General features: G+C 69.1%; 15 protein-coding genes and 1 tRNA gene. 11 read left to right on the top strand and 5 right to left on the bottom strand.

Translation table 11 applies throughout. The features are described 5' to 3' along the window. The first annotated feature begins 102 nt into the window (after positions 1-102). Positions 103-957 (top strand): DUF4184 family protein, encoded by an 855-nt coding sequence (locus ACFY0F_RS04775; protein WP_388788842.1) that lies wholly within the window; start codon positions 103-105, stop codon positions 955-957. 529 nt (positions 958-1,486) lie between these two features. On the opposite strand, the gene ACFY0F_RS04770 is transcribed toward ACFY0F_RS04775, so the two are convergent. After that, complete coding sequence (locus ACFY0F_RS04770) at positions 1,487-2,047, bottom strand: cysteine hydrolase family protein (protein WP_388789201.1); 561 nt, start codon at positions 2,045-2,047, stop codon at positions 1,487-1,489. Positions 2,048-2,341: 294 nt separating this feature from the next. Beyond that, complete coding sequence (gene polA / locus ACFY0F_RS04765) at positions 2,342-5,068, bottom strand: DNA polymerase I (RefSeq protein ID WP_388788840.1); 2,727 nt, start codon at positions 5,066-5,068, stop codon at positions 2,342-2,344. A 470-nt stretch (positions 5,069-5,538) separates the two neighbouring features. Between polA and ACFY0F_RS04760 the strand changes: the two genes are divergently transcribed. The 8 genes from ACFY0F_RS04760 to ACFY0F_RS04725 all read left to right on the top strand — a co-directional run bounded on the left by ACFY0F_RS04760 (position 5,539) and on the right by ACFY0F_RS04725 (position 15,097). Beyond that, positions 5,539-7,818, top strand: a complete 2,280-nt coding sequence (locus ACFY0F_RS04760; RefSeq protein WP_388788837.1) for an FdhF/YdeP family oxidoreductase — start codon at positions 5,539-5,541, stop codon at positions 7,816-7,818. Positions 7,819-7,867: 49 nt separating this feature from the next. Beyond that, entirely contained in the window at positions 7,868-8,356 is a 489-nt protein-coding gene (locus ACFY0F_RS04755; RefSeq protein ID WP_388788834.1) for a PaaI family thioesterase, read from the top strand. An 89-nt stretch (positions 8,357-8,445) separates the two neighbouring features. Further along, positions 8,446-8,874 carry a hypothetical protein gene (locus ACFY0F_RS04750; protein WP_388788831.1) on the top strand — a complete coding sequence of 143 codons (429 nt, stop codon included), beginning with the start codon at positions 8,446-8,448 and terminating at the stop codon, positions 8,872-8,874. A gap of 475 nt (positions 8,875-9,349) precedes the next feature. After that, positions 9,350-10,576, top strand: coding sequence for a branched-chain amino acid ABC transporter substrate-binding protein (locus ACFY0F_RS04745; protein WP_388788828.1), 1,227 nt, complete (start codon positions 9,350-9,352; stop codon positions 10,574-10,576). Between the two features lie 129 nt (positions 10,577-10,705). After that, positions 10,706-11,635 carry a branched-chain amino acid ABC transporter permease gene (locus ACFY0F_RS04740; protein WP_388788826.1) on the top strand — a complete coding sequence of 310 codons (930 nt, stop codon included), beginning with the start codon at positions 10,706-10,708 and terminating at the stop codon, positions 11,633-11,635. Between the two features lie 5 nt (positions 11,636-11,640). Further along, positions 11,641-13,497, top strand: a complete 1,857-nt coding sequence (locus ACFY0F_RS04735; protein ID WP_388788824.1) for a branched-chain amino acid ABC transporter permease — start codon at positions 11,641-11,643, stop codon at positions 13,495-13,497. Beyond that, positions 13,494-14,384: an ABC transporter ATP-binding protein gene (locus ACFY0F_RS04730; protein WP_388788821.1), complete on the top strand. Its 891-nt coding sequence runs from the start codon at positions 13,494-13,496 to the stop codon at positions 14,382-14,384. The genes ACFY0F_RS04735 and ACFY0F_RS04730 overlap by 4 nt, the downstream gene beginning before the upstream one ends. Beyond that, a complete protein-coding gene (locus ACFY0F_RS04725) occupies positions 14,381-15,097 on the top strand; it encodes an ABC transporter ATP-binding protein (protein WP_388788818.1) in 717 nt (238 codons plus the stop codon). Before ACFY0F_RS04730 ends, ACFY0F_RS04725 begins: the two co-directional genes overlap by 4 nt. A 98-nt stretch (positions 15,098-15,195) precedes the next feature. Here the strand turns inward: ACFY0F_RS04725 and ACFY0F_RS04720 are convergent, their stop codons facing one another. Next, positions 15,196-15,852: an ANTAR domain-containing response regulator gene (locus ACFY0F_RS04720; RefSeq protein WP_388788815.1), complete on the bottom strand. Its 657-nt coding sequence runs from the start codon at positions 15,850-15,852 to the stop codon at positions 15,196-15,198. A 103-nt stretch (positions 15,853-15,955) separates the two neighbouring features. Between ACFY0F_RS04720 and ACFY0F_RS04715 the strand changes: the two genes are divergently transcribed. Together ACFY0F_RS04715 and ACFY0F_RS04710 are read left to right on the top strand one after the other, a co-directional pair. Further along, a tRNA-Leu gene (locus tag ACFY0F_RS04715) sits at positions 15,956-16,028 on the top strand. Positions 16,029-16,134: 106 nt separating this feature from the next. Next, entirely contained in the window at positions 16,135-16,890 is a 756-nt protein-coding gene (locus tag ACFY0F_RS04710; RefSeq protein WP_388788812.1) for a helix-turn-helix domain-containing protein, read from the top strand. Positions 16,891-16,896: 6 nt separating this feature from the next. Here ACFY0F_RS04710 and pyk read toward each other — a convergent pair whose 3' ends face one another. Further along, positions 16,897-18,333 carry a pyruvate kinase gene (gene pyk, locus ACFY0F_RS04705; protein WP_388788809.1) on the bottom strand — a complete coding sequence of 479 codons (1,437 nt, stop codon included), beginning with the start codon at positions 18,331-18,333 and terminating at the stop codon, positions 16,897-16,899. A gap of 136 nt (positions 18,334-18,469) precedes the next feature. After that, complete coding sequence (locus ACFY0F_RS04700) at positions 18,470-19,159, bottom strand: SIMPL domain-containing protein (protein WP_388788806.1); 690 nt, start codon at positions 19,157-19,159, stop codon at positions 18,470-18,472. Between the last annotated feature and the right edge of the window lie 149 nt (positions 19,160-19,308).

Genomic DNA, 19,308 nt, shown 5'->3' with positions numbered 1-19,308 from the left:
CACCGGTTGGCCATGTGCCGTTGGCCCGGGGTGCTCTCCCGCATACTTGGCGGCACGATCACCGGGTGAACCGCCCGGTAATGTCCGACCTGGGGGGCCGAGTTGCCGTTCACTCTCAGCCATGCGGCGGCCGTGCTGCCCGCTGTCCGGGGGGACGGGTCAGGCCGGGGCCGGCTGGTACCGGCGGCGCTGGTGGCGGGTTCGTTCTCTCCCGACATGACCTACTACGCGGCGGGTGTCCTGCCCGGGGCGATGCGGTTCGGAAACGTCACGCACTCCTTCGCCGGTGTGCTCACCGTCGACGTGCCGGTGGCCTGGGCCCTGGTGGGGCTGTGGCTGCTGCTGCGCGAACCGCTGGTGGCGCTGCTCCCGCGGGGCCGCCAGGGACGGTGGGCGGCGCTGCTGCGGTGCGGGGCGCCTCGCGCGCGTGTACGGCCCGCTTCCGCCGCCTGGTGGTACGTCTCCGCGGTGCTCGGCGCGTTGACACACGTCGTGTGGGACGCGTTCACCCACCACGACCGGTGGGGCGTGCGGCTCTTCCCTGTTCTCGCCCGCTCACTGGCGGGGGTGCCGCTGTACCAGTGCCTCCAGTACGGCAGTTCGCTCGTCGCCGCTCTCGTGATCGCGGCGTGGGTGGGGCGTGCGGTGGGCCGGGCTTCCGAGGGCGCGCCGGCCGGGGTCGCGCTGTTGTCGGTGCGGGACCGCTGGTGCGCGGCCGCGGCGATCGGCGGCTGCTCGGTCGCCGCGGCCGTGCAGCGGGCGGTGCGGTGGTGGGCGTACCGGGGTTCCGACACCAAGCCCTGGCAGTTGGTGCCTACGCTGTGCTTCGGGCTGGGCGCGGGGCTGGCGGCGGGGATGTTGCTGTATGCCGTGGCGGTCAGGGTGTGGCGCCCGGCCCGGACTGCCGCCGGTCCCGGCGGGGCCGGTGTGCGGCGGACCGGATCGGTCGCGCGGTGAGGGAAGCCACGAAGACGGTCATGGTGCGCACGGGGCGGATTTCCGTCAGTCGCGCGAGGAGCAGGGCCAGGTAGCCGCGGCTCAGGTCGGCGGCGGCTCTTCCCGCCCGGGAGAGCCGGCCGGTGAGGCCGCGTCCGAGGGCCGCCGTGGTCCTGCGGACGGCCCTGACCGGGTCGGCGGGGATGCGGGCGGTGCTCGCCTCGGCCGAGAAGGCCGGAACCGGCGGGTACGGCCGGTCCGGGGCCGCGGCGGCACCAGGCCGGCTCGGGGGTCGCGTGGGGGCCGTCCGGCGGTGGGGCGTGCGTATACCCATGACCGCATCTTGACGGGCGGGGGGGCGGGGACGGCGTTCCGGCGGGGGCCACATGGGTGACGCGTCCCTGCGGGGCTGGGAATCGGGTCGACGCCACCCGGGGCGCCGGAAGCCCGGTCTGGACGGCAGCACGGAACGCTGCCGGCCGATTCGCCCGTCCTGCGGGGGGCGATGCCGGCTTGTCGCGCAGGTGCGCGCCCGGCCGGCCTCCCGCTGTCACGGAGTGATTGCCTTGATCCAGTCCTCGACGGTGACGACGTCCGCCCATTGCGGGAACAGTTTTTCGGTGAGCATCCTGTGCACTTCGGGGTCGGTGTCGAGACAGGCATCCGCCAGAACGGTGAGGCCGAAGTCCAGGTCGATGGCGCGCCACAGGGTGGACAGCACCACCGCGCTGGTGGCAATGCCGGTGAGCACGAGGCTGTCGACGTCACGAGCCCTGAGCACCAGGTCGAGGTCGCTGCCCGAGAACGCGCTCCCCCGCCTCTTGGTGACCACGACGTCGCCCTGCTGGGGCGCGACGTCGTCATGGATCTCAGTGCCGGGCTCGCCCTCGGTGAACAGGCCGGCCCGCACGATGTTCGTCATCACCTTGTTGCGCGGGCTGACTTCCGGATCGCCCGGCCGTAACCCGAGCACCACGTAGATCACGGGGATGTCCGCGGCCCGGGCTGCGTCGATCGCCCTGCGCAAGCGCTGCAGATATCCGGAACCGTCGTCGGCGACGGCCACGACGTCCCGCTGGACGTCCATCACCAGGAGTGCGCTTCTCGCCATGTCCGCCGTCCCTGTCTCGGTGGGGGAACGAGAGCAAGTCTGGTGGATCGACCTGGCCGGGGTGGGGCTTTCGAAGATCTTCACCAGCAACGCGCCCACCACCGCGGGCACTTCTGCTCGACCTCTTCTTCCCACCGGTGGCATACCTGCCTGAGGTGCGCTGGTCAGGGCTGACGACAAGGGAGGACACGGGGACCCGCGGTGCCGAGCCGGGACGAGATCCGCTCCTCGTGGTTGTTCGTCGCCCCTGCGGATGTCTCCCGCGGGGGCGACGGACAACCACTGCGCAAGCGGCTAGTGGGCCGCCGACTCCCAGTCCGGGCCGACGCCGACCGAGACGTCCAGGGGGGCCCTCAGCTGGACCGCGCCCGCCATTTCGCGGCGGACGATCTCCTCGGTGGCCTCCCGCTCGCCCGGGGCGACCTCCAGGACGATTTCGTCGTGGACCTGCAGGAGCATGCGGGACTTCACGTCCGCCTCGCGCAGCGCCCGGTCCACGTTCAGCATGGCGATCTTGACGATGTCCGCCGCCGTGCCCTGGATCGGCGCGTTCAGGGCCATGCGCTCGGCCGCCTCACGGCGCTGCCGGTTGTCGCTGTTGAGGTCCGGCAGGTAGCGGCGGCGCCCGAAGAGGGTCGCGGTGTAGCCGGTCGCCCGGGCCTCGTCGACCGCCCGGCGCAGATAGTCCCGTACGCCGCCGAAGCGCTCGAAGTAGGCGTCCATCAGGGCGCGGGCCTCGGCGGCCTCGATGTTCAGCTGCTGGGACAGGCCGAAGGCCGACAGCCCGTACGCCAGGCCGTACGACATCGCCTTGATCTTGCGGCGCATCTCCGCGTCCACCGCCGAGGCGTCCACCGCGAACACCTGGGAGGCCGCCGTGGTGTGCAGGTCCTCACCCGAGGTGAACGCCTCGATCAGGCCCGCGTCCTCCGACAGGTGGGCCATCACGCGCAGTTCGATCTGGCTGTAGTCCGCGGTCATCAGGGACTCGAAGCCCTCGCCGACGACGAAACCGCGGCGGATCGCCCGGCCCTCGTCCGTACGGACGGGGATGTTCTGCAGGTTCGGGTCCGTGGAGGACAGCCGGCCGGTCGCGGCCACCGTCTGGTTGAAGGTGGTGTGGATGCGGCCGTCACCCGCGATCGTCTTGATCAGGCCCTCCACCGTGACCCGCAGCTTCGCCTGCTCGCGGTGGCGGAGCATGATCACTGGCAGTTCGTTGTCGGTCTGGGTGGCCAGCCATGCCAGGGCGTCGGCGTCCGTGGTGTAGCCGGTCTTCGTCTTCTTCGTCTTCGGCAGGGCCAGCTCGCCGAAGAGGACTTCCTGGAGCTGCTTGGGCGAGCCCAGGTTGAACTCGTGGCCCGCCGCCGCGTGCGCCTCCTTCACCGCCTGCTGCACCGCGCCGGCGAACATCTGCTCCATGGCTTCGAGGTGGGTCCGGTCGGCCGCGATGCCGTGCCGCTCCATACGGGCCAGGAGCGCGGAGGTGGGCAGTTCCACGTCCCGCAGGAGGTCCGCCGCGCCGACCTCCTGGAGCCGGCCCTCGAAGGCCTCGCCCAGGTCGAGGACCGCGCGGGCCTGGATCATCAGGGCCTCGGCCTCCGCGCCGTCGTCCGCGCCGAAGGCCAGCTGGCCGTCGGCCGCCGCGGCGGGGGCCAGCTCGCGGTGCAGGTACTCCAGGGACAGCGCGTCCAGGTCGAAGGAGCGGCGGCCGGGCTTGACCAGGTAGGCGGCGAGCGCCGTGTCCATGGTCACGCCCTCGACGGACCAGCCGTGTTCGGCGAAGACGCGCATGGCGCCCTTGGCGTTGTGCAGGACCTTGGGGCGGTCCGGGTCGGCGAGCCAGGCCGCGAACGCGTTCTCGTCGTGCTCGTCCAGCTCGGCGGGGTCGAACCAGGCGGCCGCTCCGTCGGCGGCGGCGAGCGCGACCTCGGCGACCGAGCCGGTGCCGAGCGCCCAGGTGTCGACGGTGGCGACGCCGAGCCGCTCCGTGCCGTGCTCGGCGAGCCACGGGGCGAGCTCACCCGTGCCGAGGACCGTGCCGTCCAGGTGCACGCCGTCCGTCGCGATCGGGGTGGTCTCGGCCTCCTGGGCGCCGGGGTCGACGGCGAAGAGCCGCTCGCGCAGGGACGGGTTGCGGATCTCCAGGGTGTCCAGGATCATCGCGACGGCCTTGCGGTCGTACGGCGCCCGCTCCAGGTCGGCGACCGCCTTGGGCAGCTCGACCTGCCGCTCCAGCTCGGTCAGCCGGCGGTTGAGCTTGACGGCCTCCAAATGGTCGCGGAGGTTCTGCCCGGCCTTGCCCTTGACCTCGTCGACGCGCTCGACCAGCTCCGCGAACGAACCGAACTGGTTGATCCACTTCGCGGCGGTCTTCTCGCCCACGCCGGGGATGCCGGGCAGGTTGTCCGACGGGTCGCCGCGCAGCGCCGCGAAGTCGGGGTACTGGGCGGGCGTCAACCCGTACTTCTCGAGAACCTTCTCCGGGGTGAACCGGGTGAGCTCCGAGACGCCCTTCGTGGGGTACAGCACCGTCGTGTGCTCGGAGACCAGCTGGAAGGAGTCGCGGTCACCGGTGACGATCAGCACCTCGAAGCCGTCGGCCTCGGCCTGGGTGGCGAGGGTCGCGATGACGTCGTCGGCCTCGAACCCCTCTATGGCGAAACGCTGCGCGTGCATCGCGTCGAGCAGCTCGCCGATCAGCTCGACCTGGCCCTTGAACTCGTCCGGGGTCTTGGAGCGGTTCGCCTTGTACTCCGTGAACTCCTCGGAGCGCCAGGTCTTGCGGGAGACGTCGAACGCCACCGCGAAGTGCGTGGGCGCCTCGTCACGCAGGGTGTTGGCCAGCATCGACGCGAAGCCGTAGATCGCGTTCGTCGGCTGGCCCGTAGCGGTCGTGAAGTTCTCCGCGGGCAGCGCGAAGAACGCGCGGTAGGCCAGCGAGTGCCCGTCCATGAGCATCAGCCGGGGACGGGTGCCGCCGGAGGTCTTGTCGGTCGTCTTCGGTGCTGTTTCTGCCACGCCCCGATCCTGCCACGCCCCACTGACAGTGCGGGCGCCGCGCTGGCTTTGGCCGGGGCGGGGAGAGGGGGACGGCCGGGGAGCAGGCGGGAGGCTCCGCGGCCGGTAACGAGGCGAGGGCCGGGCCATGAGCAGGAGCGACGGCCACCGGGCCCCGGAGGTGCGCGGTCCGCGGAGCCGGCTGCCGGGGTCTGGTGGCCGACCAGCTCGCGGCGGCGGCCCGCCCGAGCGCGGCGGAAGTCACGCCGATCGGTTCTCACCCCCGCCGCCCTTACCCCCCCTCCCACGCCCAGGGGCTGCGCCCCTTCGCCCCGACAGCCTTTTTGGGGCCCCACCGGCGACGGGCAGGAGCGGGTGGCCGGTTCTCCGGGCCTCGGTCCTGTCCGCCCCCGCCCGCCCGCAGGCGTTGTCGGCGCCGCGTGCGAGGATCGGTCGGGCATGGCACATACGGAGTCGAAGGGGAGCGTGCGATGGCGACGAAGCCGCCGACGGGGGATCCGGTCCAGGACGCACCTCGGGTCGAGGGGCCGAAGCACGCGGCGGCGGGGCTGCCGGCGATCGGGCACACTCTGCGCATCGCCCAGCAGCAGATGGGTGTGAGGCGCACCGCGCTGACGCTCCTGCGGGTCAACCAGAAGGACGGCTTCGACTGCCCCGGCTGCGCCTGGCCCGAGCCCGACCACCGGCACAAGGCGGAGTTCTGTGAGAACGGCGCGAAGGCGGTGGCGGAGGAGGCGACCCTGCGCCGGGTCACCCCGGAGTTCTTCGCCGAGCACCCGGTCGCCGATCTCGCCCGGCGCAGCGGCTACTGGCTCGGCCAGCAGGGCCGGCTCACCCATCCCATGTACCTCCCCGAGGGCGGGGAGCACTACGAGCCGGTCAGCTGGGAGCGCGCCTTCGACATCATCGCCGAGGAGATCACCGCTCTCACCTCCCCGGACGAGGCCGTCTTCTACACCTCGGGCCGCACCAGCAACGAGGCGGCGTTCCTGTACCAGCTCTTCGCGCGCGAGCTGGGCACGAACAACCTGCCCGACTGCTCGAACATGTGCCACGAGTCGTCGGGCTCGGCGCTGAACGAGACCATCGGCATCGGCAAGGGCAGCGTCCTGCTGGAGGACCTGTACAAGGCCGACCTGATCATCGTCGCCGGCCAGAACCCCGGCACCAACCACCCCCGTATGCTCTCCGCGCTGGAGCAGGCGAAGGCGAACGGCGCGCGGATCATCAGCGTGAACCCGCTGCCCGAGGCCGGCCTGGAGCGCTTCAAGAACCCGCAGACCCCCCAGGGCATGCTCAAGGGGGCCGCGCTCACCGATCTGTTCCTGCAGATCCGCATCGGCGGCGACCAGGCTCTCTTCCGCCTCCTCAACAAGTTGATCCTGCAGACGGAGGGCGCCGTCGACGAGGCCTTCGTCCGCGAACACACCCACGGCTACGAGGAGTTCGCCGAGGCCGCTCGCGCCGCCGACTGGGAGGAGACGCTCACCGCGACCGGCCTCACGCGCGCGGAGATCGAAAAGGCCCTCGGCATGGTCCTGGCCTCCGAGCGGACCATCGTCTGCTGGGCGATGGGCCTCACCCAGCACAAGCACTCCGTGCCGACCATCCGCGAGGTGGTCAACTTCCTCCTTCTGCGCGGCAACATCGGCCGCCCGGGCGCGGGCGTGTGCCCGGTCCGCGGCCACTCCAATGTGCAGGGCGACCGCACGATGGGCATCTTCGAACGGCCCGCCCCGGCCTTCCTGGACGCCTTGGAGAAGGAGTTCGGCTTCGCACCCCCGCGCGAGCACGGCTACGACGTCGTCCGCGCCATCCGGGCGCTGCGCGACGGCGAGGCGAAGGTCTTCTTCGCCATGGGCGGCAACTTCGTCTCCGCCTCCCCCGACACCGAGGTCACCGAGGCGGCCATGCGCCGGGCCCGGCTGACCGTGCACGTGTCGACGAAGCTCAACCGCTCCCACGTGGTCACGGGCGCGCGTGCCCTGATCCTGCCGACGCTCGGCCGCACCGAGCGGGACGAGCAGGCCGGCGGCGAGCAGTTCGTCACGGTCGAGGACTCCATGGGCATGGTGCACGCCTCCCGGGGCCGCCTGGAGCCGGCGAGCCGGCATCTGCTGTCCGAGCCGGCGATCGTCTGCCGTCTCGCGCGCCGTGTGCTCGGTGCGGACAGCAGGGTGCCGTGGGAGGAGTTCGAGAAGGACTACGCCGCCATCCGCGACCGCATCGCGCGCGTGGTCCCCGGCTTCGACGACTTCAACACCCGTGTGGCCCGCCCCGGCGGCTTCGCCCTGCCGCACGCGCCGCGCGACGAGCGCCGCTTCCCGACGGCGACGGGCAAGGCGAACTTCACGGCCGCCGCGGTGGAATACCCGGTGCTGCCCGAGGGCCGGCTGCTGCTGCAGACCCTGCGCTCGCACGACCAGTACAACACCACGATCTACGGGCTCGACGACCGCTACCGCGGCATCAGGAACGGCCGCCGGGTCGTCCTCGTCAACCCGGAGGACGCACGCAAGCTGGGCGTGGCCGACGGGGCGTACGTCGACCTGGTCAGCGAGTGGCAGGACGGCGTGGAGCGGCGGGCGCCCGGGTTCCGGGTGGTGCACTACCCGACGGCGCGGGGCTGTGCGGCGGCCTACTACCCGGAGACGAACGTCCTGGTCCCGCTGGACGCCACCGCGGACACCAGCAACACCCCGGCCAGCAAGTCCGTCGTCGTACGTCTGGAACAATCGACGACCGACTGAGCGTTTGCTCAGCCGACAGACAGGTTCACGACGAAACGGAGCCGGGCCGATGGGCGAGCAGAGTTACGTGAAGTTCCCGCAGGAGGTCATCGACGAGTACGCGGCGCTCGGCGTCGACCTCCAGGCCCTGTTCTCCGCCGGGCACCTCGGTACCCGGATGGGCGTACAGATCACCGAGGCCTCCGCGGACCGGGTCGTGGGGACCATGCCCGTGGAGGGCAACACCCAGCCGTACGGGCTGCTGCACGGGGGCGCGTCCGCGGTACTGGCCGAGACCCTCGGCTCGGTGGGCTCCATGCTGCACGGCGGCAGCTCGAAGATCGCGGTCGGTGTCGACCTGAACTGCACCCACCACCGCGGGGCGCGCTCCGGCCTCGTCACCGGCGTGGCCACCCCCGTGCACCGGGGCCGGACAACGGCGACGTACGAGATCGTGATCAGCGACGAGGAGGGCCGGCGCGTGTGCACCGCGCGGCTGACCTGCCTGCTCCGGGACGCGCGGCCCGGCGACGGGCCCCATGTGCGCCCGGCCGACTGACCGGCCGCCGACAGGCCGCGGCCACGCCTCCAACAGACCACAGTCGCCGAGCAGTTGCTGTCGCATGCCCGGCCGCCTAGCGTCGAGGCATGGCTACGGGACGGCACTGCGCGCCGGGGGCGGCACTCGCGTCGGGTCTCGCCCTCGCACTGCTGACGGGCCCCCTGGTCTCCGGATGCGCGGACTCCGGCACCGCGGACCGGGCGGGGGACCGGAGCAGCCCGGCGACCGCCACCGGCCCGCCCTCACCCGCCACGACGTCACCCGAGGAGCTGTGCACGCGGATCGTCGCGTACTGGTCGCGCAGACAGCTCAAGGGGGACACCAACGGCGACTACCAGGAGATGGGCCTGTCCGACGGCCAGTACGACATCCTCAGGGACGTCGTGGACGCCGCCCGCACCGAACGCGAACACGGCGACGCCCGGGCGGCCGACCGGCTCGTCGACCAGAAGGCTCGCGAGGGCTGCCGGGAGTGGTACCGCACGGGCGGTCCGGGCAAGGGGCCTTGGGGATGAGCGGCGATCCCGTCAAGGATGCAAACGCGTCCGCAAATCCCCGACCCCTTTTCCCCGGCGTAACTCTGCGTAATACGCGCGCAATGAGAGCGACGCGCGTCAACTCCGGCGCCCCCCACCGCCGGCCCCCTCCTCGCACACCACCTTGGTCGCCCGCGGCAACAATTATCCGTCATTACCAAAACAGCCGGACACTGCTGAAAACACAGCCGCGCGTCCTGCAGGTTCTCACCATGCGGACAGGGCGAATCGGCCGGAATTCCACGCATCCCCCCACCCGGCACCGCTCTGCATTACGGCGTGTCATAACAAGAGCGTCACAGCCTTGGTCAGATACTCCTCCACTTTCCCCACACACGCTTAGAGTCACGGCCAGTCACCGCGCCATGGAATTCACAGCCGGCCACACGGCCACGGCGCCGGACTCGGTGCGTTCCACGGGGAGCCGCCGCGCGCCAGGGAAAGGACCTGATTCGTGCGTCAACGTTCGATCATCGCCATCACCGCCGCGCTCGCGGCGGGATCGCTGACACTCACTGCCTGTGGGTCGCGCGATGACAAGGGCAGCAGCAGCGGCGACAAGACCACGGTCGTGATCGGTGTCGACGCCCCGACCACCGGCGACCTCTCGGCCCTCGGGCTCGGCATCAAGAACTCCGCCGACCTCGCCGCCAAGACGGCCAACAAGCAGGAGTTCGTCAAGGGCGTCGAGTTCAAGGTCGAAGCCCTCGACGACCAGGCCCAGCCCTCCGTCGGCCAGCAGAACGCCCAGAAGTTCATCAACGAGAAAGACGTCCTCGGGGTCGTCGGCCCGCTGAACTCCAGCGTCTCCCAGCAGATGCAGAAGCCGCTCAACGACGCCGGCCTCACCCAGGTCTCCCCCGCCAACACGGGCACCGAACTCACCCAGGGCGACGGCTGGAAGACCAACAACCGGGTCCGCCAGTTCAAGACCTTCTTCCGCACCGCCACCACGGACGAGATCCAGGGCGCCTTCGCGGCCGACTACCTCTACAATCGCGCCAAGATCAAGAAGGCCTACCTGATCGACGATCAGAAGACCTACGGCGCAGGCCTCGCCGCCTCCTTCAAGACCAACTTCACCAAGCTCGGCGGCAAGATCGTCGGCGCCGACCACGTCAACCCCGACGACCGCGACTTCAACGCCATCGTCGCCAAGGTCAAGAAGACCGGCGCCCAGGCCCTCTACTACGGCGGCGAGTACCCGGCCGCCGCCCCCCTGAGCCAGCAGCTCAAGGACAGCGGCCAGAACATCCCGCTCATGGGCGGCGACGGCATCTACTCCGGCGACTACCCCAAGCTCAACAAGAAGGCCGAAGGCGACCTCGCCACCTCCGTCGGCAAGCCCGTCGAGCAGCTCCCCTCCGCCAAGACGTTCATCGCGAACTACAAGAACGCGGGCTACAAGGACGCCTACGAGGCCTACGGCGGCCTCACCTACGACGCCACCTGGTCCATCATCGAGGCCGTCAAGCTCGCCGTCGAAGGCAACAACGGCAAGCTCCCCTCCGACGGCCGCAAGGCGGTCCTGGACGCCATGAGCAAGGTCAAGTTCGACGGCGTCACCGGCACCATCTCCTTCGACCAGTACGGCGACACCACCAACCACACCATGACCGCGTACAAGATCAAGAACAACGCGTGGACGCCGGAGTACAGCGGGGTGCCCAAGATCGGCTGAGCGAGGAAAGAACACCGGTCGAAACAACACCGGTTCCTCACCACTGCACACATTGATCAGGCCGCGCGGGAGCGCCCACCAGCGCTCCCGCGCGGCGCCGTATCCGAACCACTCCACGGAGGCCCTGCGGTGAACGAACTGCCGCAACAGCTGGCCAATGGACTCATCCTCGGCGCGATGTACGGACTCATCGCGATCGGCTACACGATGGTCTACGGCATCGTCCAGCTCATCAACTTCGCCCACGGCGAGATCTTCATGGTCGGGGGCTTCGGGGCCCTCACCGTCTGGCTCTGGCTGCCCAAGGACTTCGCCCTGGGCCTCGCCATCCCCCTCATGATCCTCGGCGGCGTCATCGTCTCCGTCGGCGTCGCCACCGCGGCGGAACGCTTCGCCTACCGCCCCCTGCGAAACGCACCCCGACTGGCACCCCTCATCACCGCCATCGGACTGTCCATCGTCCTCCAGCAGATCGTCTGGAAGTGGTACCCGGACGCCAAGAAGGACCGCCCCTTCCCCCAGTTCGACGGCAGCCCCTTCGACGTCCTCGGCGCCAACATCCAGCGCGGCGACCTCTTCGTCATCATCGCCGCCCCCCTCTGCATGATCGCCCTCGGCCTCTTCGTCACCAAGACCCGCTCCGGACGCGGCATGCAGGCCACCGCCCAGGACCCGGACACCGCCAAACTCATGGGCATCAACACCGACCGCATCATCGTCATGGCCTTCGCCATCGGCGCCGCGTTCGCCGCCATCGCCGCGGTCGGCTACGGCCTCCACAACGGCCAGGTCGGCTTCCGCATGGGCTTCCTCATGGGCCTCAAAGCCTTCACCGCGGCCGTCCTCGGCGGCATCGGCAACATCTACGGCGCCATGCTCGGCGGCCTCGTCCTCGGCGTCGCCGAATCCCTCGCCATCGGCTACATCGGCGACATCCCCGGCATGGACCTCTTCGGCGGCGGCGCCTGGAAGGACGTCTGGGCCTTCGTCCTCCTCATCCTCGTCCTCCTCTTCCGACCGCAAGGCCTCCTCGGCGAGCGCGTCGCGGATCGGGCGTGATACCCATGACCACCAAAACACCCACCGAGACCCCGGACAGCACCAACTCGCCCACCCAGGCGACCCCTTTGCTCCCGCTGCCCCCGGCCGTCGCCCGCATCACCACCATCGCCGGCTCCGCCGTCGCCCTCGTCGGCACCTTCCTCGCCTGGACCTGGACCGCCGAATTCCCCGGCGACCTCACCGTCACCGGCTACCCCGGCGGCCTCCAGGTCCTCACCCTCACCGGGTCGATCCTCACCCTGCTCTTCGCCCTCAGCGGATGGGGGTCCCTCCGCTCGAGCGAAGCCGAGAGTGGGGGAGGCATCCGAGGACTCGGCTGGCTCACCCCCGGCGGCACCAACAGCCCCGTCATCCTGTTCGCCCTCGGCACCTTCGGCACCACCGGCTACGCCATGGGCGCCATCAGCGACGAACTCGGCGGCCTCGTCAACCTCGAACCCGGCGCCTGGGTCTCCGGCATCGGCTCCCTCATCGCCGTCATCGCGGCCTTCGGCCTCCCCGTCGACCAGCCCTACGACGAAAGCGACCCCAACCCAGGACTCTGGGGCAGGATCCGCCACTCACTCACCGCGCCCGAACCCCGCCGCGCCAAGGACCTCCCCTCCTGGGCCGAGATCCTCATCATCGTCGCCGGCTTCGGCATCGGCCTCTACGTCTTCGCCTACGCCCTCGGCACCGACTACTCCGAACTGTTCGTCGGCTTCCTCATCATCGCCGGCTTCGGATTCACCGCCATCACCCGCGCCGGCCTCCTCAAGCGACTGTCGGCACTCACCACCAAACACCGCAACGTCACCGTCGCCGCCGCCTTCGCCGCCGCGATCTGCTACCCGTTCACCCAGACCAACGACCAGTTCGCCCTCATCGGCGCGAACATCCTCATCTTCGCGACCGTCGCCCTCGGCCTCAACGTCGTCGTCGGCCTCGCCGGCCTCCTCGACCTCGGATACGTCGCCTTCCTCGGCGTCGGCGCCTACGCCGCAGCCCTCGTCTCCGGCTCCCCCCAGTCCACCATCGGCGTCCACTTCCCGTTCTGGGCCGCCGTCCTCACCGGCGCCCTCGCCTCCCTGATCTTCGGCGTCGTCATCGGCGCCCCGACCCTGCGGCTGCGCGGCGACTACCTCGCCATCGTCACCCTCGGCTTCGGTGAGATCTTCCGCATCACCATGAACAACCTCAACGGGAACAGCGGCCCCGACGTCACCAACGGCTCCAACGGCATCCCGAACATCCCGGACCTGGAGATCTTCGGCTTCAACCTCGGCATCCCCCACGACGTCCTCGGCCACCAACTCACCCGCTCCAGCAACTACTACCTGCTGATGCTGCTGTTCACGGCCGTCGTCGTGACCGTCTTCCGCCGCTCCGCGGAATCCCGCATCGGCCGCGCCTGGGTCGCCATCCGCGAAGACGAGACCGCCGCCACCGCCATGGGCATCAACGGCTTCCGTCTCAAACTCCTCGCCTTCGCCCTCGGCGCCTCCCTCGCAGGCTTCGCCGGCACCGTCCAGGCCCACGTCTCCTACAGCGTCACCCCCGAGCAGTACCAGTTCGCCGGCTCCGTACCCCCCAACTCCGCCTTCCTCCTCGCCGCCGTCATCCTCGGCGGCATGGGCACCATCAGCGGACCCCTCATCGGCGCCGCCCTCCTCTACCTCATCCCGGCCAAACTCCAGTTCATGGCCGACTACCAGCTCCTCCTCTTCGGCATCGCCCTCATGCTCCTCATGCGCTTCCGCCCGGAAGGCCTCGTCGCCGACCGCAGGAAACAACTCGAATTCCACGAGACCGGCCAACTCGACGTACCCGACGACACGGAACTGCCAGAGACCACCGGCGTCGCCAAGGCAGGTGCGTGACCGCCATGACCACCACCACAACCGCCACCACCACCACGGTCCTCGACGCCAGCGACGTCACCATGCGCTTCGGCGGCCTCACCGCCGTACGCTCCGTCGACCTCACCGTCAACAGCGGCGAGATCGTCGGCCTCATCGGACCCAACGGCGCAGGCAAGACCACCTTCTTCAACTGCCTCACGGGCCTCTACGTCCCCACCAGCGGCACAGTGAAGTACAAGGGCACCGTCCTGCCACCCAAACCCCACCTCGTCACCCAGGCCGGCATCGCCCGCACCTTCCAGAACATCCGGCTCTTCGCCAACATGACCGTCCTGGAAAACGTCCTCGTCGGACGCCACACCAGAACCAACGAAGGCCTCTGGTCCGCACTCCTGCGCCTCCCCGGCTTCAAGAAGGCCGAGGCGGAATCCCGCGAACGCGCCATGGAGCTGCTGGAGTTCACCGGCCTCGCGAGCAAAGCCGACCACCTCGCCCGCAACCTGCCCTACGGCGAACAGCGCAAGCTCGAAATCGCCCGCGCCCTCGCCAGCGAACCCGGCCTGTTGCTCCTCGACGAACCCACCGCGGGCATGAACCCCCAGGAGACCCGGGCCACCGAGGAACTCGTCTTCGCCATCCGTGACAAGGGCACCGCCATCCTCGTCATCGAGCACGACATCCGGTTCATCATGAACCTCTGCGACCGCGTCGCCGTGCTCGTCCAGGGCGAGAAGATCGTCGAGGACACCGCCGAAGTCGTCCAGGCCGACGAACGCGTCATCGCCGCCTACCTCGGCACACCCTTCGAAGGCGCACCCGGCGCGGAGGAGGCCGCCGAGGTCGAAGCGGCAGAAGCGGCCGAAGCCGCCGAGGCACAGAGCACCGCAGAAGGAGACGCCAAGTGACCGCACTGCTCGAGGTCGAAGACCTCAGGGTCGCCTACGGCAAGATCGAAGCCGTCAAGGGCATCTCGTTCAAGGTCGAAGCCGGCGAAGTCGTCACCCTCATCGGCACCAACGGCGCCGGCAAGACCACGACCCTGCGGACCCTCTCCGGCCTCCTCCAGCCCCTCGCCGGACAGATCAAGTTCGACGGCAAAACCCTGAACAAGATCCCCGCCCACAAGATCGTCTCGCTGGGACTGGCCCACTCCCCCGAAGGCCGGCACATCTTCCCCCGCATGACCATCGAGGACAACCTCCGCCTCGGCGCCTTCCTCCGCAACGACAAGGACGGCATCGAAAAGGACATCCAGCGCGCCTACGACCTCTTCCCCATCCTCGGGGAACGACGGAAACAGCCCGCGGGCACCCTCTCCGGCGGCGAACAGCAGATGCTCGCCATGGGACGCGCCCTCATGTCCCGGCCCAAACTGCTCATGCTCGACGAACCCTCCATGGGCCTCTCCCCGATCATGATGCAGAAGATCATGGCCACCATCCAGGAACTCAAGGCCGACGGCACCACCATCCTGCTCATCGAGCAGAACGCCCAGGCCGCACTGTCCCTGGCCGACCACGGCCACGTCATGGAAGTCGGCAAGATCGTCCTCTCCGGCAGCGGACAGGACCTCCTCCACGACGAATCCGTCCGCAAGGCCTACCTCGGCGAGGACTAGCCCGACCGAGGCACACAGCCCGCACACGCGTATATACGACGAGGCCCGCGCCCGATTCTCCGGGGCGCGGGCCTCACCGCATCTCCTACGGCGACCGGTCAGCCCTTGGCCGACTTCTTCTCCTCGCTGTCCGCGATGACCGCCTCCGCGACCTGCTGCATCGACATCCGACGGTCCATCGACGTCTTCTGGATCCAACGGAACGCCGCCGGCTCCGTCAGCCCGTACTCCGTCTGGAGGATCGACTTCGCCCGGTCGACCAGCTTGCGGGTCTCCAGACGCTGCGTGAGGTCGGCGACCTCCTTCTCCAGCTGCCTCAGCTCCGTGAACCGCGAGACGGCCATCTCGATCGCCGGAACGACATCGCTCTTGCTGAACGGCTTGACCAGATACGCCATCGCACCGGCGTCCCGGGCCCGCTCCACCAGGTCCCGCTGGGAGAAGGCGGTGAGCATCAGCACCGGCGCGATGGACTCCTCCGCGATCTTCTCCGCCGCGGAGATGCCGTCCAGCTTGGGCATCTTCACGTCCAGGATGACCAGGTCCGGCCTGTGCTCACGGGCCAGCTCCACGGCCTGCTCGCCGTCACCCGCCTCGCCTACGACGGAGTACCCCTCCTCCTCCAGCATCTCCTTCAGATCGAGCCGGATCAGGGCCTCGTCCTCGGCGATGACGACACGGGTCGTCAGCGGAGGCACGTGCGACTTGTCGTCATCGGGCACGTCTACGGGCTGGGGCGACTCGGGGGCGGTCACGCAGGGCTCCTCGTTCAGGGGCGGGGGTACTGCTGACAAGAGCGTACCTAGCTGCGGTAAGGTAGAGCACGGCGGGTGACCGCCAACCTTTGTTTTGCAGGAAGCCCCGGTAGCCCAGCGGCAGAGGCACGGTGCTCAAACCACCGACAGCGTGGGTTCAAATCCCACCCGGGGCACTTTTCCTTCGAATTCAAGGTTGACTCTACTAAGCGGATGGGCACGTTCTCGTGAACATCCACCGTCTGCTGCGTGTTGCACCGGCCATTCTCACAGGGTGGCCACATGTACGACATCAGCACACGCAAGCGAGCCCTCGCGTTGGTCGCCCAAGGCCGCAGCCTCAACTCGGTGAGCCGAGAGACCGGCATCTCCCGCGCCGCGATCCGGTCGTGGCAGGACCGCCTCGAACCGCTCCCCCGCATGGCGCCGCCGGATCCCGGGCCGCCCTCCGATGACTGCGCCTACGCCTACCTTCTCGGTCTCCATCTCGGCGACGGGTGCATCAGCCCCCACCCGCGCAGCGGCTACTACCTCAGAATCGCCTGCGCCGATGCGTGGCCCGGGCTCATGCAGCAGTGCCGCGAGACCATCACAAAGGTGCGCCCCGGCATTGGCGTCTACACGCTTCAGAGGCAGGGCTGCGCCACGGTGACCAGCTATTCCCCGCACTGGCCCCGCCTGTTCCCCCAACACGGCCCCGGCAAGAAACACGAACGCCTTATCGTCCTCGACCCCTGGCAGCAGGACATCGTCGACGCCCACCCCTGGGAATTCATCCGCGGCCTCATCCACTCGGACGGCTGCCGCATCACCAACTGGACCGAAAAGGTCATCGCGGGCGAGCGAAAGCGCTACGAATACCCCCGTTGCTTCTTCACCAACGTCTCGGAGGACATCCGCCGCCTGTACACGGACACCCTCGACAAACTGGGCATCGAGTGGACGCAGTGCACGCGCAGCGGAAACGCCTTCAACATCTCCGTCGCCCGAAAAGCCTCCGTAGCCCTCATGGACGCCCACGTGGGCCCCAAGCGCTGACCGACCCTACTTCGGGCTGTCGTCCTCACCGACATGGTGGACCCGGACCATGTTCGTGGAGCCGGAGACGCCGGGCGGGGAGCCGGCCGTGATGACCACGAGGTCGCCCTTCCGGCAGCGGCCGGAGTTGAGGAGCAGCTCGTCCACCTGGTCGACCATCGCGTCGGTGGAGCCGACGCCTGGGACGAGGAAGGTTTCGGCGCCCCAGGTGACGTTGAGCTGGGAGCGGGTGGCCGGTTCGGGGGTGAGGGCGAGGAGGGGGATGGGTGAGCGGTAGCGGGAGAGGCGGCGGGCGGTGTCGCCGGACTGGGTGAAGGCGACCAGGAACTTGGCGCCGAGGAAGTCGCCGATCTCGGCGGCCGCGCGGGCGACGGCGCCGCCGTGGGTGCGGGGTTTGTTGTTCTCGGTGAGCGGTGGCAGGCCCTTGGCCAGCATGTCTTCCTCGGCCGCTTCGACGATCCTGGCCATGGTCCGGACGGTCTCGACGGGGTATTTTCCGACGCTGGTCTCGCCGGAGAGCATCACCGCGTCGGTGCCGTCGAGGACTGCGTTGGCGACGTCGGAGGCTTCCGCGCGGGTGGGGCGCGAGTTGTCGATCATGGAGTCCAGCATCTGGGTGGCGACGATGACCGGCTTGGCGTTGCGCTTGGCCAGTTTGATCGCGCGTTTCTGCACGATGGGGACCTGTTCGAGGGGCATTTCGACGCCGAGGTCGCCGCGGGCGACCATGATGCCGTCGAAGGCGGCGACGATGTCCTCGATGGCGTCGACGGCCTGCGGTTTCTCCACTTTGGCGATCACGGGGAGGTGGCGGTCCTCCTCGTCCATGATGCGGTGGACGTCGTCGATGTCCTTGCCGCTGCGGACGAAGGAGAGGGCGATGAGGTCGAAGCCGGTGCGCAGCGCCCAGCGCAGGTCGGCTTCGTCTTTTTCGGAGAGTGCGGGGACGGAGACGGCGACACCGGGGAGGTTGAGGCCTTTGTGGTCGGAGATGATGCCGCCTTCGACGACCGTGGTGCGGACGCGGGGGCCGTCGACGGCTGTGACTTCGAGGCAGACTTTGCCGTCGTCGACGAGGATGCGTTCGCCGGGGGTGACGTCTTGGGCGAGGCCGGAGTGGGTGGTTCCGCACTGGTGGCGGTCGCCTTGGGTGTCGGGTTCGACGGTGATGGTGAAGGTGTCGCCGCGTTCAAGGAGTACGGGGCCTTCGGTGAAGCGGCCGAGTCGGATCTTCGGGCCTTGAAGGTCGGCGAGGATCCCGATGCTGCGGCCGGTCTCGTCGGAGGCCTTTCGCAGGTTTTGGTAGCGCTCCTCGTGGTCGGCGTGTTCGCCGTGGCTGAGGTTGAATCGGGCGACGTCCATTCCGGCTTCTACCAGTGCCTTGATCTGGTCGTATGAGTCGGTGGCGGGGCCCAGGGTGCAGACGATTTTTGCTCGGCGCATGGTTCGAGCGTAGGCCTTACCGGCCGGTAGAGAATTCGTGGGCCGTGACTTCTCAACAACCTCTGGATGAAGGTTCGTTGACAAGTGTTGAATTGTGCGGGCGGGCGCTCTGATGAGCATTCCATATGGGAATCGGTCAGTTGCGGAGCGTGGGTGGCGCCATGGTGAATTGGGCGCTGACCTGGGCGCTGACGCGGAGTTTCCGGGGTTCGAGGTCGAGTGGTTCGGGGGCTTGGTCGGTGTCGGCCGGGGAGGCGCGGCGGGCTCCGCGTTCGAAGGGCATTCGGGTGGGCCTGGGCTGTTCTGTTCCGGTGTCGGCTAGTTCGATGAGGGCGGCGAGGGTGGTGTCGAGGGCGTGTGCGTATTCGTGGGCGCGTTGGACGGCTTCTCGTACGGCTTCTCGGCGGGCTTGGCGGTGTACGGGTGAGTCGGGGCGAAGGAGCCACCAGGGTCCGTCGACGCGGGTGAGTTCCATGTCGGCGAGGCGGGTGGTGAGTTCTGCGAGGAGGGTGAAGTCGGTGAGCTCGGCGGTGAGGTGGATGTGGCCGTGGTAGGCGCGGACGCGTTCGTCTCGGCCGTGTTCGGTGAGTTCGGGGGTGAGGGAGAGCGTGCCGGTGGAGAGGTGTTCCACGGCGTCTCCGTAGGACTTGATCAGGTCGAGTGTGGTGGTGTTGCGGCGGGTGAGGTCGTCGAGGGTGGTGCGGCGGTCGCGGTTGCGGGCGCTGAGGGTGACGGTGATGCGGGCGATCTCGGGTTCGACTTCCAGTTCGGCTTCGCCGCGGACGATGAGGAGGGGGGCGTCCGGGGTGCCGTGGGGGGTGGTCATACGTCCTACTCTGTCACGCGTTTCCCTTGTGGGGGCTGGGAGTTGGCCCGGTCAGGTCATCAGATCGCAACCTGTTGGATCTGTTGCGGTAAGCCATGCACCCGTCAGAATCTACGCGCGTCGTTGACCATTTCCCGAGGAGAACGAGA

Origin of the sequence: Streptomyces sp. NPDC001544, from assembly GCF_042894285.1 — a bacterium.
Taxonomy (GTDB): Bacteria; Actinomycetota; Actinomycetes; order Streptomycetales; family Streptomycetaceae; genus Streptomyces.
Note: the sequence above shows the minus strand (reverse complement) of the source record. Positions and strands in the feature narration are given on the sequence as shown.

Bases quoted from the DNA above. Each gene is read 5' to 3' on its own strand.
- ACFY0F_RS04710 (WP_388788812.1), top strand. From the start codon at position 16,135: ATGTACGACATCAGCACACGCAAGCGAGCCCTCGCGTTGGTCGCCCAA.
- ACFY0F_RS04735 (WP_388788824.1), top strand. From the start codon at position 11,641: ATGACCACCAAAACACCCACCGAGACCCCGGACAGCACCAACTCGCCC.
- ACFY0F_RS04750 (WP_388788831.1), top strand. From the start codon at position 8,446: ATGGCTACGGGACGGCACTGCGCGCCGGGGGCGGCACTCGCGTCGGGT.
- ACFY0F_RS04755 (WP_388788834.1), top strand. From the start codon at position 7,868: ATGGGCGAGCAGAGTTACGTGAAGTTCCCGCAGGAGGTCATCGACGAG.
- ACFY0F_RS04760 (WP_388788837.1), top strand. From the start codon at position 5,539: ATGGCGACGAAGCCGCCGACGGGGGATCCGGTCCAGGACGCACCTCGG.
- pyk (WP_388788809.1), bottom strand. From the start codon at position 18,333: ATGCGCCGAGCAAAAATCGTCTGCACCCTGGGCCCCGCCACCGACTCA.
- ACFY0F_RS04700 (WP_388788806.1), bottom strand. From the start codon at position 19,159: ATGACCACCCCCCACGGCACCCCGGACGCCCCCCTCCTCATCGTCCGC.
- ACFY0F_RS04770 (WP_388789201.1), bottom strand. From the start codon at position 2,047: ATGGCGAGAAGCGCACTCCTGGTGATGGACGTCCAGCGGGACGTCGTG.